Annotated in this window: 15 protein-coding genes and 1 pseudogene; 6 read left to right on the forward strand and 10 right to left on the reverse strand. The window is 67.9% G+C overall.

The features are described from left to right. The first annotated feature begins 136 nt into the window (after positions 1–136). The 4 genes from ACUXUR_RS02190 (at position 137) to ACUXUR_RS02205 (ending at position 2552) form a co-directional block, all read left to right on the forward strand. A complete protein-coding gene (locus tag ACUXUR_RS02190; protein ID WP_445500682.1) occupies positions 137–364 on the forward strand; it encodes a hypothetical protein in 228 nt (75 codons plus the stop codon). A gap of 72 nt (positions 365–436) precedes the next feature. Then, the gene (locus ACUXUR_RS02195) at positions 437–1600 is read left to right on the forward strand and encodes a cytochrome P450 (RefSeq protein ID WP_445500683.1); all 1164 of its coding nucleotides are present in this window, start codon (positions 437–439) and stop codon (positions 1598–1600) included. Beyond that, complete coding sequence (locus ACUXUR_RS02200; protein ID WP_445500684.1) at positions 1591–2415, forward strand: Crp/Fnr family transcriptional regulator; 825 nt, start codon at positions 1591–1593, stop codon at positions 2413–2415. Before ACUXUR_RS02195 ends, ACUXUR_RS02200 begins: the two co-directional genes overlap by 10 nt. After that, on the forward strand, positions 2412–2552 hold the full coding sequence (locus ACUXUR_RS02205) for a hypothetical protein (protein ID WP_445500685.1): 141 nt from the start codon (positions 2412–2414) through the stop codon (positions 2550–2552). The genes ACUXUR_RS02200 and ACUXUR_RS02205 overlap by 4 nt, the downstream gene beginning before the upstream one ends. Positions 2553–2975: 423 nt before the next feature. Here the strand turns inward: ACUXUR_RS02205 and ACUXUR_RS02210 are convergent, their stop codons facing one another. From ACUXUR_RS02210 to ACUXUR_RS02225, 4 genes are all read right to left on the reverse strand, one after another. Beyond that, positions 2976–4490, reverse strand: a complete 1515-nt coding sequence (locus ACUXUR_RS02210; RefSeq protein WP_445500686.1) for a GGDEF domain-containing protein — start codon at positions 4488–4490, stop codon at positions 2976–2978. A gap of 159 nt (positions 4491–4649) precedes the next feature. Further along, the gene (locus ACUXUR_RS02215) at positions 4650–5027 is read right to left on the reverse strand and encodes a response regulator transcription factor (RefSeq protein ID WP_445500687.1); all 378 of its coding nucleotides are present in this window, start codon (positions 5025–5027) and stop codon (positions 4650–4652) included. Positions 5028–5140: 113 nt separating this feature from the next. Beyond that, positions 5141–6409 (reverse strand): 5-aminolevulinate synthase, encoded by a 1269-nt coding sequence (hemA, locus tag ACUXUR_RS02220; protein WP_445500688.1) that lies wholly within the window; start codon positions 6407–6409, stop codon positions 5141–5143. Positions 6410–6421: 12 nt separating this feature from the next. Next, positions 6422–6841, reverse strand: a complete 420-nt coding sequence (locus ACUXUR_RS02225) for a c-type cytochrome (RefSeq protein WP_445500689.1) — start codon at positions 6839–6841, stop codon at positions 6422–6424. A 248-nt stretch (positions 6842–7089) separates the two neighbouring features. Here ACUXUR_RS02225 and ctaD point away from each other — a divergent pair, with 248 nt between their 5' ends. Together ctaD and ACUXUR_RS02235 are read left to right on the forward strand one after the other, a co-directional pair. Further along, on the forward strand, positions 7090–8706 hold the full coding sequence (gene ctaD / locus ACUXUR_RS02230) for a cytochrome c oxidase subunit I (protein ID WP_445500690.1): 1617 nt from the start codon (positions 7090–7092) through the stop codon (positions 8704–8706). Between the two features lie 101 nt (positions 8707–8807). Then, positions 8808–9172 (forward strand): annotated as a pseudogene (locus ACUXUR_RS02235) (ferredoxin family protein). A gap of 31 nt (positions 9173–9203) precedes the next feature. Here ACUXUR_RS02235 and ACUXUR_RS02240 read toward each other — a convergent pair. The 6 genes from ACUXUR_RS02240 to ACUXUR_RS02265 are packed head-to-tail and all read right to left on the reverse strand — an operon-like array spanning position 9204 to position 14729. Then, positions 9204–9941: a DUF305 domain-containing protein gene (locus ACUXUR_RS02240; protein WP_445500691.1), complete on the reverse strand. Its 738-nt coding sequence runs from the start codon at positions 9939–9941 to the stop codon at positions 9204–9206. A gap of 24 nt (positions 9942–9965) precedes the next feature. Further along, positions 9966–10961: an FAD:protein FMN transferase gene (locus ACUXUR_RS02245; protein WP_445500692.1), complete on the reverse strand. Its 996-nt coding sequence runs from the start codon at positions 10959–10961 to the stop codon at positions 9966–9968. A gap of 9 nt (positions 10962–10970) precedes the next feature. Continuing rightward, positions 10971–11588, reverse strand: coding sequence for a nitrous oxide reductase accessory protein NosL (locus ACUXUR_RS02250; RefSeq protein ID WP_445500693.1), 618 nt, complete (start codon positions 11586–11588; stop codon positions 10971–10973). Next, positions 11585–12415: an ABC transporter permease gene (locus ACUXUR_RS02255; protein ID WP_445500694.1), complete on the reverse strand. Its 831-nt coding sequence runs from the start codon at positions 12413–12415 to the stop codon at positions 11585–11587. Before ACUXUR_RS02255 ends, ACUXUR_RS02250 begins: the two co-directional genes overlap by 4 nt. Next, on the reverse strand, positions 12412–13332 hold the full coding sequence (locus ACUXUR_RS02260; RefSeq protein ID WP_445500695.1) for an ABC transporter ATP-binding protein: 921 nt from the start codon (positions 13330–13332) through the stop codon (positions 12412–12414). Before ACUXUR_RS02260 ends, ACUXUR_RS02255 begins: the two co-directional genes overlap by 4 nt. Further along, positions 13329–14729, reverse strand: a complete 1401-nt coding sequence (locus ACUXUR_RS02265) for a nitrous oxide reductase family maturation protein NosD (protein WP_445500696.1) — start codon at positions 14727–14729, stop codon at positions 13329–13331. Before ACUXUR_RS02265 ends, ACUXUR_RS02260 begins: the two co-directional genes overlap by 4 nt. Between the last annotated feature and the right edge of the window lies 1 nt (position 14730).

The following is a 14730-nucleotide window of genomic DNA, read 5'->3' on the forward strand; positions in this document are numbered from 1 at the left end:
TGCCTGCCCCGGGTGGCGCCTGGAGGGTGGCACGCGGCCCGGCCCCGCGCGGAATCACCCTCTTGTTTGCTGTGCCGCAAAGCGGCGTGCCGCCAATCCGGCGACAAGCACACGTCACCCGCCCCGGAGCCTGCCCATGTCCATCCCGTCTGATCATCCCCTGTTGCGCCGTCTTGGCCAGGGTTTCGCCGTCGCGGCGCTGCTGGCCGGAATGGCGTTGATGGCCTTCGCCGCCGGGCTGGCGCTGCTGGGAGCCATGATCGGGCTTCCGATTGCCATCGGCCTCATGGCGGTGCGGCAGCGCCTTCCCGGCGGCCCGGGAGCCGTGGCCGTCGATGCCGCAACCGCGTGGCGGCGCGCCTGACACGGTCATAACCAGCGGCCGCCTCCGCGCGGTTGAACACCAGCCCCATTCTGTTGCCATCAGAGCTATCCCATGAGCCACAGCCCTCAGCCTGACTGGGATCCCCGGTCCCAGGCGGTGCTCGACAACCAGATCGCCGCCTATGACCGCATGCGCGGCCGCTGTCCCGTGGCACACAGTGAGTACCTGCACTGGTCCGTGTTCCGGCACACCGACGTTCTGCGGGTGCTGGAGGACCACGCCAGCTTCAGCAATGCCGTCTCGCGCCACCCCGCCGTGCCCAACGGCATGGACCCGCCCGGGCACACGGCGTACCGGGCGCTGATCGAGCCGTATTTCGCGCCGGAGCGGGTGCGGGCTTTTGAGCCGGCGTGCCGGGACATCGCCACCGACCTGGTGAACCGTCTGCCGGCCGGCGGCGAGGTCGAATTGATGGGCGGGTTCGCCCGGGACTTTGCCCTGCGGATCCAGTGCGCCTTCATGGGCTGGCCAGCGGGGTTGCATGAGCCGCTGCGGCAATGGACCCGTCGCAACCAGGAGGCGACGCTCTCCGGCGACCGGGCCGCGACGGCCGACGTGGCGCTGGAGTTCGACGGCTTTGTTCGGGATCTGCTGGACATGCGTCGCCAGGCCGGCGACGCCGCGCCGGACGACGTCACCACCCGTTTGCTCCGCGAGCGGATCGGGGGCAGGCCTTTGACGGACGAGGAGATCGTCAGCATCGTGCGCAACTGGACCGTGGGCGAGCTGGGCACCATCGCGGCCAGCGTCGGCATCCTGGTTCATTACCTGGCCGCGCACCCGGACCTGCAAAGCCGCCTTCGCGGGGACCGCTCGATCCTGCCCGCGGCGATTGACGAGATCCTGCGCATCCATGCCCCACTGATCGCCAACCGCCGGATCACCACCCGGGCGGTGGAGATCGGCGGCCGTCGGCTGGAGGCGGGGGCGCGCCTCAGCCTGATCTGGGCCTCGGCCAACCGCGACGAGGCCGTCTTCGGCGATCCGGACGCGTTCCGGCTCGACCGCGATCCAGCGCACAACCTGCTCTACGGCGCCGGCATCCACGTTTGCCCCGGAGCGGAACTGGCGCGGCTGGAGCTGCGCGTCGTGGTGGAGGAGCTCCTGGCCCGCACGCGCCGGATCGCGCTGGTTTTGGAAAGGCCGCCGGTGCGGGCCATGTACCCAGCCGGCGGCTTCTCCTCGCTGGCCCTGCGGATCGACCGATGCTCGTGAGCGCAGTGCCTGGCGCGGAACCATCGCCTCGGTTGAGCCGTACCCCTGTACAGGATGTCAGCAGTGACAGGGGTGGGCCCGGTTGCATGTTCGAAGAGACCGCATCGATAGGCCTGTTCAAGGGGCTGGAGCCGGACGTCACCGCCGAGCTGCTGCGGCAGGCGCAGCGTCGCACGGTCCGCACCGGCGAGGTTCTCTTCACGGCAGGGCAGCCCGCCCGCGCGGTGCACGTGCTCGCCTCTGGAGCGGCCAAGCTGATCCAAGCCACACCCAGGGGAGCGCGGGTCATCGTCAAGTACGTGAGGCCCGGCGAGATCTTCGGCAGTCCCGCCCTGCTGGACAAGTTCTACCCTGTGGACGCCGTGGCGGTCATGGACGGCGTAGAGCTGCAGTGGACCTCCGAGTTGGTCAGGACCTTCATTGATCGGTACCCGCGTGTGGCACTCAACGTCATCCATGACCTGGAGGCACGCCTGCGCGAGATGGAGGGCCGGCTGCGCGACCTCTCGAACGAGCCTGTCGAGCAACGCCTTGCGGGCGCGATCCTGAAGCTGGTCGAGACCTTCGGGCAGGAGGTGCCGGAGGGAATCGAGATCCCATTTCCGGTTAGCCGCCAGGACCTGGCGGACCTGATCGGCAGCACCCTGCCGACGGTGAGCCGGACGCTGCGGACGTGGGAGACGCAGCGCCAGATCCGGCGCCTCCGTCTTCGGCTGGTCATCGCCGACGTGGAAGCCGTGGCGCGGGTCCTGTACCAGGACGGCGCGCTGGAGATGAAACCCCGGCGGAGCCACCGCCGGGGTGCGGGGCGATGACACGCATCCCGGTGCAGGACGGCTCCGTCGGACCTGACCGGATGGGCGGCCCAGCGAAGCCACGGCCGGAACCGATCTCGTGGCGGCGTGCCGGGACGATCCCCACGCCGCCTCAAAACCTGCCGGGTGGCGACTGACGCGCCCTGGATTTGCGCCGGATCGATCTTCGCACGCGCGTCTTCCCCATGCTCGCCGGAACGCAGGGAGATGGGCATGGGTTTGGTGACGACGATCAGGCAAGGGCAATCGGGCTGGGCGCGGGCACGCCAGTCTTCCGCCTTTGGTCAGGAGCAACGGGAGGCGCTCGCCCGCGACATCGGACCGCCGCAGGACATGATGCGACCCTCGTGGCGCGACAGCCGGGCACCGGCATGCCGCGCTGCTGCGCGGCATGAGCGTCACCTGTTCCGGGTGCACCGTAGCCGCCGCTGCCGGCGGGAGCTCGACCGCGGGCGCGCCGTTTCGGTCCGCCATGGCTCCTGTTCCTGTGTGGGGACGCAGCGGGAGCTTCACGATGGAATGGGCTCCCGTACCCGGTGTGCCGATGGCGCCGCGGCGGATCAGGCCGCCTGGAGCATGTTGCGCCCCGCGGCCTTGGCGCGGTAGAGGGCCGTGTCGGCCGACTGCAGCAGGCTCTGGCTGCGCTGGCCCGGCCTCGGGACCGCGCCCGCCACGCCCACGCTCACGGTGACCACCCGGTGCGGGCTGTCCTCATGCGCCAGCCCCAGCGCCATCACGGCGGCGCGGATGGCCTCGGCCATGGCTTCCGCCCCGGCCCGGTCGGTGGCCGGCAGCAGGAGCGTGAACTCCTCGCCGCCGTAGCGCGCCCCGAAATCGTCCGGCCGCTTCAGGCTCCCCGAGATCGCCTCGGCCACCGCGCGCAGCACCCGGTCGCCCTCGCCATGGCCATAGCGGTCGTTGTAGCGCTTGAAGAAGTCCACATCGACGAACAGCAGCGACAGGGCATGGCCTGAGCGGGCGGCTTGGCTCCACTCCCGCTCGAAGGCCTCGTCGAACGCGCGCCGGTTGGGCAGTCCCGTCAGCCCGTCGGTGGTGGCCAGGCGGGCGAGCTCGTCCTCGGCCGCGGTGCGGCGCCGCAGCTCGCGCTGGAACAGCGCGGCCAACGCCACCACGGCGCAGCACAGCAGGGCGGTGATCAGGCCGAGGACGAGGGCCCGGTCCTGCCACTCGTCGAAGATGTCATCCACCGCGCGGTTGAGCGTGAACACCACGGGCAGGTTGTCCAGCGCCTTGAACGTGAACAGGCGCTCGACGTTGTCGACCGCGGACGTGCCCACGAAGGAGCCGGACGGCTCGCGCAGGAAGCGCTGCACGTTGGCCGAGGCGCTGAGATCCTGCCCCAGCTCCGGCCCGATGAGCGGCTCCCGCGTCAGCAGGACGCCGTCGGACCGGAACAGGCTGACGGCGCTGTCCCGGCCGAGCTTGAGGCTCTTAAACGCCTGCTCGATGTGCGAGAGCGACAGGGCCCCGATCACCACCCCGGCGAAGCGTCCGTCCGGGTGCGCGAGGCGGCGGCTGATCGCGATGCTGATGTCGCCGTTGCGGAACCGGCTTTTGTACGGGCGGCTGACATAAAGCCCGGCGTCCGTCCGCTCCCGGTGAACACTGAAGTAGTCGCGGTCCGCGAAGTCGCCGGTTCGGGGTTTGACCGAGGCCGCGTCGGCGACGACCTTGCCGCTCTCGTCGAGCACGAGGATGGAGCCCAGGTAGGTGGTGGTGGCGACGCGGTCGAACAGGATGAGGTGCCGCAGCTCCGGCGGCAGCTGCGCCAGGCCGGGATAGGCCAGTCCCTGCACCACGCCTTTCAAGGCGAGATCCAGGAGCTCCATGTTGGTGCTGATGTCGCGGGCGACGGCGGTGAGCAGATTGTGGGAGGCCTCCTCCGCCTCGTGCCACGTGTCCTGCCGGGCCTGCCAGAGCACGGTGCCCGAGAGGGCGAAGATGCTGGCCGCGATCACAGCCGCGACGATGTGCAGGTGCAGCCCCGACCTGATCAGCCGGAGGGCGAGCTTCGCCCCAGGCCACTGGGACCACATACGGTTTCGGATGGGCACGCGACCAACTCCTTTGGAGAGGGCCGCGGTGTAGCGGATTCGACAGAATTCCCAAAGTCTGTTCAAACCGCCGATGGCGCGGAGAGGCCGGGCTGATGTGCGGTGGGCTTCAGTCGCTGCCGCAGGATACAGGACGCTCAATGTCCCTTCCAGGCGGTGCTACTTGGATGACGACAGCGCACCGTGAATGCCGTCAAGCAGGGCGCCGTCTTCCAAGGGCTTCTCCAGCACCAGCCGGAAACCCGCGCGCAGGGCGCGTGCCCGCAGGCGCGGAGAAGCCGGGGAGGTGATCAGGATGGCGGGAAGGTCGATGTGGCGCTCCCGCAAACGGTCGAGGAGGGCAATCCCGTCCATGTCGGGCATGGCGTAGTCGATGACCAGGCACCCGTCCGACGGCAAGCTGCGCTCAGCCAGAAGCTGGGCGCCGCCCCCATAGAGACGTATGTTCAGTCCCTCCTGCTCCAGGGCGAACTTCAGTGACTGCCGGACGGCGGTGTCATCGTCGACGACGAGGACCGGTCCTGTGATCGCGGGCATGGCGGCGCCTGATGATGTGGGGACTGCAAAACCTTACGCCGCCCGCACCATGCATGGGTTGATCTGCCTCAAGCACGCGCCCACGGCCGGCTCAGGAATGACCCGTAGGCCGTCTAAAATCCCGCAGCGACCTGCACTTTCCGCTCCAGCGGGAGCCGGAGCGCCGTCCAGACCTCGACGAGAGCGGCAGCCAGCTGGTCGATCAGGGCGTCGGTGTGGAAGGGGCCGGGAGTGATGCGCAGGCGCTCCGTGCCGCGGGGCACGGTGGGATAATTGATCGGCTGGATGTAGATGCCGTGCTTTTCCAGCAGGCGGTCGGAGGCGGCCTTGCAGGCCTCCGCATCGCCCACCAGGACAGGGACGATGTGCGTCACCGTCTCCATGACCGGCAGGCCGACGCCGCTCAGGACGGCCTTGGTGCGGGCGGCCTGGCGCTGCTGTCTCTCCCGCTCCACCGAGGAGGCCTTCAGGTGGCGAATCGAGGCGGTCGCCGCCGCGGCCACGGCCGGGGGCAGGGCGGTGGTGAAGATGAAGCCGGGCGCGAAGCTGCGGATGGCGTCCATCACGGCTTTCGTGCCGGTGAGATAGCCGCCCATCACCCCGAAGGCCTTGCCCAGCGTGCCCTCGATCACGTCGACCCTGTCCATGGCGCCCTCGCGCTCGGCGATGCCGCCGCCGCGGGGCCCGTACATGCCGACCGCATGGACCTCGTCGAGATAGGTCATGGCGCCACAGCGCTCGGCCAGGTCGCAGATCGCGTGAATGGGGGAGATGTCCCCATCCATGGAGTAGACGCTCTCGAACACGATCAGCTTGGGCCGGTCGCCAGCCGCCTGGAGCAGCTCCTCCAGGTGCTTGAGGTCGTTGTGCCGGAAGATTGCCTTGTCGCAGCCGGACTGGCGCACGCCCTCGATCATGGAGTTGTGGTTGAGGGCATCCGACAGGATCAGGCAGTCCGGGATGAGCTTGGCCAGGGTCGAAATGCCGGTCTGATTCGATACGTAGCCCGAGGTGAAGACGAGGCCCGCCTCCTTGCCGTGCAGATCCGCCAGCTCCCGTTCCAGTTCAACGATGGGGTGGCTGTTGCCCGAGATATTGCGGGTGCCGCCGGCCCCCGTGCCGAGGCGCCAGGCCGTCTCGACCATGGCGCGGGTCACGTCCCGTCTCTGGCCCATGCCGAGATAGTCATTCGAGCACCAGACGGTGATCTTCCGGGTCTCTTCGGGCGTGTGCCAGAGCGCGGTCGGGAATTGACCTGCGATGCGCTCGATGTCGGCGAAAACACGGTAACGGCGCTCGGACCGAAGCTGATCGAGCGCCGAGTGGAAGTACCGGCCGTAGTCGGGCGGGGATCCCGTCAAGGCTCCTTCCGATCCGTCCATTCCGGCCTCCGGCTATCGCGCGGCGAGCTGTTGGGTCTCAGGGAGCGCCGCGGACTTGTTTCCGCTCGCGTCGAACTGCTTGAGGTAGGCGATGAGGTCCTTGATCTTCTGCTCGTCCTTGAGGCCGGCATAGACCATCTTGGTGCCGGGCACCTTGGCCTTGGGATCCTTGATGTATTCGGCAAACGTCGCCTCGTCCCAGGTCAGGCCGGAATTCTTGTTGGCCGGGGAGTAGTTGTAGCCTTCGACCGACCCGGAGTGGCGGCCGATGACGCCATTCAGCTCGGGACCGACGGCGTTCTTGGCATTCGGGCCGATCTGGTGGCAGGCCTTGCAGACAGCGAAGACCTTTTCGCCGGCGGCGGCATCCTGCGCGTGGGCGGCCGCCGGGCCGAGAAGCAACGCCAGGGGGATGAGAAGGGCAAGACGCATCGCAGGTTCCTTGATGTTCACCGTCCGGGACAAGGGCACAACAAGGGAGGGGTCCGGCTGTTCCCGGCGCCGCCGCATTTTCATCTGAGGAGCGCCTACGGATATTTCCGGAGTTGCCCTCCCGTCCCACCGCCCTAACCTGGGCAGGCTGCCGGTTCCGCCGGCACGCCCAGACAGAAGGCGATGTCTGGCCACGAATGGCGGGCGAAGCCTCGCAATGCAGGCTCGGGGGCGTCAGGAGCATCATCATGGCTGATGCGGCGCATGCCGGCACCACCGATCATGGCGACTATCCTACCTTTTGGCGACGGTGGTTCTACTCGACGAACCACAAGGACATCGGCAGCCTCTATCTGATCTTCGGCTTTACCGCCGGCATCATCGGCGGCCTGCTCTCCATCGGCATGCGCCTGGAGCTCCAGGAGCCCGGCCTGCAGTATTTTTCCAATCCGCAGGCCTACAACGTCTTCGTGACCGGCCACGGCCTGATCATGGTGTTCTTCGTCATCATGCCCACGCTGATCGGCGGCTTTGGCAACTGGTTCGTGCCGCTGATGATCGGTGCCCCCGACATGGCCTTCCCGCGCCTCAACAACATCTCCTTCTGGCTGATCGTTGCGGCGTTTGCCCTGATGATCCTGTCCCTGTTCGCGGAGGGAGCTCCAGGCTCGCTCGGCTTCGGCGGCGGCTGGACCGCCTATCCGCCGCTCTCGACCGTCGGCCACCCGGGACCTGCCTTCGATTTCGGCATCCTGGCCCTACATCTGGCTGGCGCCTCCTCGATCCTGGGTGCGATCAACTTCATCACCACGATCCTGAACATGCGCGCTCCGGGCATGACGCTGCACAAGATGCCGCTCTTCGCCTGGGGCATGCTGGTGACGGCCTTCCTGCTCCTGATCACCCTTCCCGTGCTCGCGGGCGCCATCACGATGCTGCTGACGGACCGCAACTTCGGCACCACCTTCTTCGACCCGTCGGGCGGCGGCGATCCGGTGCTCTACCAGCACCTGTTCTGGTTCTTCGGCCATCCCGAAGTGTACATCATGGTCCTGCCGGCCTTCGGCATCATCAGCCACATCGTCTCGACGTTCTCGAAGAAACCGATCTTCGGCTATCTCGGCATGGCCTACGCCATGGCCGCGATTGGGGTGGTGGGCAGCGTGGTCTGGGCGCACCACATGTACACGGTCGGCCTGTCGCTGCAGACCCAGGCCTATTTCGTGTTCGCCACCATGGTGATCGCGGTGCCCACGGGCGTGAAGGTGTTCTCGTGGATCGCCACCATGTGGGGCGGCTCCATCCGTTTCACGGCGGCCATGTGCTGGGCCATCGGTTTCATCTTCGTGTTCACGGTCGGCGGCGTCACCGGCGTGGTGCTGGCGAACGCGCCCGTCGACCGCTACCTACACGACACCTACTATGTGGTGGCCCACTTCCACTACGTGCTGTCGCTCGGCGCCGTCTTCGGCATCTTTGCCGGGATCTACTACTGGTTCCCGAAGATCACCGGCTACGTGTATTCGGAGCGCATCGGCAAGCTGCACTTCTGGATCGCCTTCATCGGCGCCAACGTGCTGTTCTTCCCGCAGCACTTCCTGGGCCTTTCAGGCATGCCGCGCCGCTACGCCGACTACCCGGATGCCTTCGCCGGCTGGAACCTGGTCTCCTCCATCGGAGCGTACATCTTCTTCATTGGCCTGTTCGTGTTCCTATACGGAGTGATCGACGCCTTCCGGCGCAAGGAGAGGGCGGCCGGCAACCCGTGGGGAGAGGGGGCAACGACGCTGGAATGGACCTTGTCCTCGCCGCCGCCGTTCCACCAATTCAACATCCTGCCGCGCATCGTCGACACGGGCCACTAGGCATCGGTATCGCCTGCCGGGCCGCCATCGCTGGGACATCCGGGGAGAACCCGCATGGGTCGTACCCGTCGATCCCGGGTGTCGCCGACGAAAGGCCTGTGATGACGCATGTGGTGCTGGAGACCTGCATCCGGTGCAAATCCACAGATTGCGTCGAGGTCTGCCCGGCCGCCTGCTTCGATGAGGGCGAGACCATGCTGGCGATCCACCCGGACGAGCGCATCGACTGCGGCGTGTGTGTGCCGGAGTGCCCGGCGGAGGCCATCGCGCCGGACTCGGAGTCCTTCGACCTGATCTGGCTCGACGCCGACCGGCGTTATGCCTTGCAGTGACCCAACATCACCGGGAAGAAGTCGCCGCCCGCCGAGGCGGATGCCATGAACAGGGCCCGGGCAAGTACGAGCAGTCCTTCAGCGCGGAGCCGAGAGAGGGCGACGAGGCGGGCGGCACGAGCCGGAGGCCCTGACTGCCGCCCGCCCGACAGGTTCAGCCGTGCGTCAGTCGGACTTCTTCTTCGGGTCGGTGACCGTTCCCGTTGACGTGGGTTGCCCGCCCGGCGTGTTGCTCGCGCTCTGGAGGATTCTTTGGGCCTCCGAGAGTTGGGCCTTCATCTCCGGCACGGCCGTATTCATCAACTCGCTGAACTGGCCCTGCTGGCCGAGCTTCTCCAGGTCGCTGATCGCCTGCGGATAGGATTGCACAACCCACTGCGCGACATTGGCGCCGAACTGCGTCGCGTCGGCATCCCGTGCCAGGCTGTCGAAGGTGCCGCGCTCCTTGTCCGGGATCTGCACGTCGCTCAGATCCGGGGCGGCGGCCGTCAGGGCACGGTTGATGCGGCTGTTCGTGAGCACCATCCGGTCGCCGAGATCATGCACCGCGCCGCTGGTGTGCCGCTTCGAGGCGAGGTTGCCGTACTGCTGCGCCGTCACCGTGTTGCGGACGAGGCTCTCGGCGGTCGGCTTCATGTCGGCCGGCAGGGCCGCGCCTTGGCCGACCTGGGGGTGTGCACGGTGCCGCCATGGCTCTCCGGCCGGCCGCCATCCTTGTGCGGGTCCGCCATCGGGCTGCTCGTCGGGTTGGTTTCGGCCCGCGAAGGGGTCGTGGAGCGGGGCTGGTCCTGCTGGGCCGCTGCGGGCAGGGCCATGAGCAGGGTGCAGAGCGCGGTTGCCGTGAGGTGTGCCTTCATCGTCGGATCTCCTGCCGTTAGAATGGGAGGTCAATGATCCGCGCATGGCCATGTTCCTGACCCCGCGCGGTCAGGCCCGGAGCAGGCTGGCCTCCCCCGATGCCGACACCAGATGGACCTGTCCCTTGCCGAGCCGTTGAAGCGTGTGCCTGATCTCCTCGGGCGGCAGCAGGCTGAATGCCGTCGACAAGGCATCGGCCGCCGTCGCCGTCGGCAGCACGACGGTGACGCTGCGATGCAGGTGGGGCGAGGCGCCCGTGCGCGGGTCGAGCAGGTGGTTGAAGCGGCCGGCCGGATCGAAGCGGAAGCCGTAGGCGCCGGATGTTGCCACGGCCTGGTCGACAGCCTCCAGCGTTTCGCTGATCCGCTCCGGATCATCTGGATCGGAGATGCCGACGCGCCACGGCTCGCCCGAGGGGCGGGTCCCCAAGGCCCGGGGCTCGCCCATGTCGACGAGGCTGCTCGCGATGCCGCCCGCACGCAGGATGTCCACGACCCGGTCGGTCATGTAGCCCTGGGCGATGCCGTTCAAGGTCAGCCCCATGCCGCGTCTTGGCAGGACGATCCGGTTCGCGTCGAACGCCACGTCGTCAAAGCCCACGCGCTCCAGCGCCTCGCGGAGCGCAGGCCCGGACGGTCCCGCAGGATCCGCGCCGGGCCGGGAGAAGTGGTCCCGGTAGAGGACCCACAGGGCCTGCACCGTCGGGTCGAAAGCGCCCCCGGTCAGCTCCCAGCAGCGGCGGCACTCCGACAGGAGCTCCACGAGCGCCGCGGGTGGCGCGACCAGGAAGCCCTGGCGGTTGAGGGTGGAGAGGGCCGAGTCATCCCGATACAGGCTGAGCACCTGTTCGAGCCGGCGCACCTCCGCGAGCGAGCGCTCGACCAGCCGCTCCGCGGCAGCCTGGTCGTGATGATGCACCTGCAGCGTGGCCACGGCGCCCATGGCCTGTCCATGCCAGGTCACGAGGTGGGCCTCGGCCCTGGCGGCACGGCCTAACGGCACGAGTCCCAGGCTCGCCGCAGCTGCCGTGATCCCAATGAAACGCCTGCGGGAGGGGAGGGGCATGGCGAACTCCTAGTGGACGTGGCCGGTCTGGGGAGCGGTGGGCGCGGCATGGCCGGAGTGACCGCCATGGCCGCCTTGTGTCTCATCCATTCCAGGCTCTTGCTCCACCGAGCCTGTCAGCTCGGCCGTGCCGCCGAGGACATAGTCCTTCGGCACCTCCGCAAAGGTCACGACGCGCCCGCCGTTCTCGGCCGCGAATTTCTCGGCCGCGGCCTTGTCGGAGAACGGCACCGCCTCCTCGCCGCCCATGCCACCCTTCAGGCGGCTGCCGATCACGAACGAGGCCTGCTTCGCATCGACCCAGTTCGTGGTCCCGGGCTCTTCCCAGTTCGGCGCCTTGGCCATGTCGGACACGTAGATCGCGCGGATGTCCTTGGGTTCCTCCGGCAGCAGGGTGAACGAGATCGCGTCGCGCGCGGACGAAAACCAGACCGGCTCCTTCTGGCTCGCCAGGATGATCTGCCCCTTGGGGCCGGGATGCTCCATCACGTTCATGCCGCAGTAGCGGCCGATGGCGGCGTCCGTCATCTCCTGCGGGGGTGGCGGGGCCTCGGCGGTCTTCTGGTCGTTGCAGCCAGCGAGCGCCAACACGCCGGCGAAGGCCGCAACGAGGAAGGACTTTCTCATAATTCTCTCCTGGAGAAGGCCAGCGCCGCGAGGCCAAGCGGAACGAGAGCCCAGGCGGCGAGCGCGGCGAGCAAGACGGAGGGGCTCAGAGAGGCGTTCTGGGCGACTCCCGCCATGCCGGAGAAGGCGCTGATGTTGCCTGAGCCCGTGAGGTTGAACAGGCGGTAGGCATCGGCGGGATTGAGCAGGAGCAGGGCGTTGAGAAGCCCGCCGGAAAGGGTCTGCCCCTGGTCGACCACGAGCAGGCCAAGCAGGGCCATGTCATAGATCAGCACGAACACCAGCCAGATGCCGATGGCGATGCCAGCGGCGGTGCCGCGCTCCCGCACCAGCGCGCTGACGAGATAGCCCACGGCGATGAAGGCGGCGCCGAGCAGGATCGAGGAGCCGATCATCGAGGCGAACGCCCTCCAGCTCTCCGCGTCGATGACCTCGCCCATGACGGCCAGAGCCCCGGCGGCAGCGCCATAGCCCAGGAGCGTCGCGAAGGCGAGGATGGCAAGATGGCCGACGAACTTGCCGAGCAGCACCTGCCAGCGCCCGACCGGGTAGCTCAGCAGCAGCAGCATGGTGCCGCGCTCCATCTCGCCGACGATAGCGTCGTGCGAGATCAGCAGCGCGATCAACGGCAGCAGAAAGATCGTGAGGCTGGACAGGCTCACGATCACCACGTCGAGGGCACGCACACCGACGGTGCCCGTCGGCGCGCTGCCGAGGAAGGTCAGCGACAGGGCGAGGCCCGCCAGCAAGAGCGTCGTCGCCAAGACCCAGCGGTTGCGCAGGCCTTCCTGGATTTCCTTGCGCGCGACGATCAGGATGTTTCTCATCGCGCGGCCTCCTGCGACAGAAGGAAGTGGGCGTAGAGCTCGTCGAGGGTCGGCGGGACCACGTCGAGATCCTCGACCGGGGCGCCCTCGCCGGTGGCGCGCCGCAGCACCCCGATCTTGCGCTCGGGCGACGCATCGATCTCGACTGTGTGCCCGTTGACCCGGCGCCAACCATCGACCGGACCGAGCCAGTTCGGCACGTTGGCCAGCCCGGCATCCGTGACCTTGAGGCGGATGCGCGTCGGCAGGCGGGCGATGCGGCGCAGCTCGTCAAGCGTGCCGTCCGCGACCTTGATGCCCCGGTTCATGATGATGACGCGCCCGGCGCGCTCCTCCAGCTCCGTCAGGGCGTGCGACGACAACAGGACCGTGGTCCCCCGCCCGCGCAGCTCCTCGACGATCTCGTAGAAGCTCTGACGCAGGGCCGGATCGAGGCCGGTGGTCGGCTCGTCGAGCAGGAGCACGCGAGGCTCGCCCAGCAGCGCCTGGGCCAGACCGAGGCGCTGGCGCATGCCCTTGGAGTAGGTGCCGACACGGCGGTTGGCGGCATGGGTGAGGCCGACGCGCTCCAGCAAAGCCGGAACCGACTTTGCCGGCTCACGCTTCAGGCGCGCGTAGAACGCCAGCGTCTCGTGGCCTGTCAGGGCGGCATTGAACGAGACGCTTTCCGGGAGGTACCCGAGCCGCTTGCGAGCCGTGAACTCGCCGGCCGCCGGATCGTCGCCCAGCACCGCGATGTGGCCGCTCGTCGGCCGAATCAGGCCGAGCATGAGCTTCATCAGGGTGGTCTTCCCGGCGCCGTTGTGGCCGACGAGGGCCACCGTCTCGCCTTCCGGCAGCGTGAACGAGACGTCGCGTACCGCCTCGACCTTGCCGAAGCGCTTCACCACGTTCCTGATCTCGACGGTCCCAGTCATGGCCGGCCTCCTTCCGCGACGGCCTTGGGACGCGCGGGTGGCGCCATGAGAGGACGGCTGTCGACCACGCCGCCTGGCAGCAGGGCCGGGAACTGGGCTTGCGCCCAGCGGATCACCTGGACGGCCGGGCTGTTCATCAGCACCTTGGCCTGGGGCGCGGTCCAGAGCACCTTGTCGACGAGGTCGTTCGGGCGGTAGGCGCTGTCGCCCAGCCCGTCGCCATTGAGGTCGAAGGCCGGGTTGTCGCTCCAGTAGTTGCCGCGCCCGTCCTTGGACCAGTCGAGATAACGCGTGCTGACGTATTTCACTTGGTTTCGGTTCCTGATGAAGGCGTTGCCGACCATCTCGTTGCGCTCGGAGCCGGCGGTGAAGTGGATGCCGATCTCGCAGCCCTCGAACCAGTTGTCACGGAAGCGGTTCTGGTTGGCGTTGTAGATGAACACGCATTTGGTGGGACCCGGCCGAGCGTCCGCGCCCGGCGCCACCTCGGCCGCATCGGTGGCAGGAAGGCCATGCTCCTTGTCGTCCTTGCCGCGCGTGCCGGCGGCCGTCCACCGCTCGGCCGGCTGAAGGCGGCCCATGACCGTGTTGCCGGTGATCTGGGAGCCGTTGGCATAGTTGAACAGGAAGCCGTGGTCGCGGTCGCCATCCGACACGTTACCGCTGATCTTCAAGCGGCTGGAAAACATCAGCGCGAAGCCAACCGCGTTGTTGACCGACACGTTGTCCGTGACCTCGCTGTCGTCGGTGTACATGTAATGAATCGCGAAGCGCAGGTCACGGAAGCGGTTGCCGGAGAACACGTTGCGTTTGCTGGTGATGACGAAGATTCCGTCCCGCCCGTACTGGACGCTGTTGTCGACCACCTTGGCGCCGGTGGCGTTCCAGACCGAGATGCCGTTGCCGGCCTCGTTCAGCCGGCCTTCCTCGATCCCGATGATGGTGTTGCCGCGGGCCATGGAATTTTCGGCGCCATGGAGATAGATGCCATACAGGTTTCCCTCGATCCGGTTGCCCTCGACCACGGCGCCGGCCGCCGGCTTCTCGACGAAGACGCCGGCATCCATTTTTTCCAGGTCCCTTCCGGAGCCGCGGATCGTCAGGCCGCGCACAACGGCCCCGGGGGCCGAGACGGTGACAACGCTTCCCGTGCCTGGCCCGACAAGAATGGCACCCTTCTCGCCTTCGACCGTCACCTTGCGGGTGATCCGGATGGGGCCGCGGTGCTCGCCGGCCTCGAACCGCACCACATCGCCGTCCACGGCCCGGTCGAGCTTGTCCTGGGGCGAGCCTTCGCCCGGAGCAATGACCCAGGTTTCCGCCCATGCGGGCAAGGCGAGGCTGGCGGCGAAGATCGCCGCCAGCCCCATGCGTACCAGTGTACGATGTCCCATCATA

Source organism: Microvirga medicaginis (assembly GCF_052658925.1).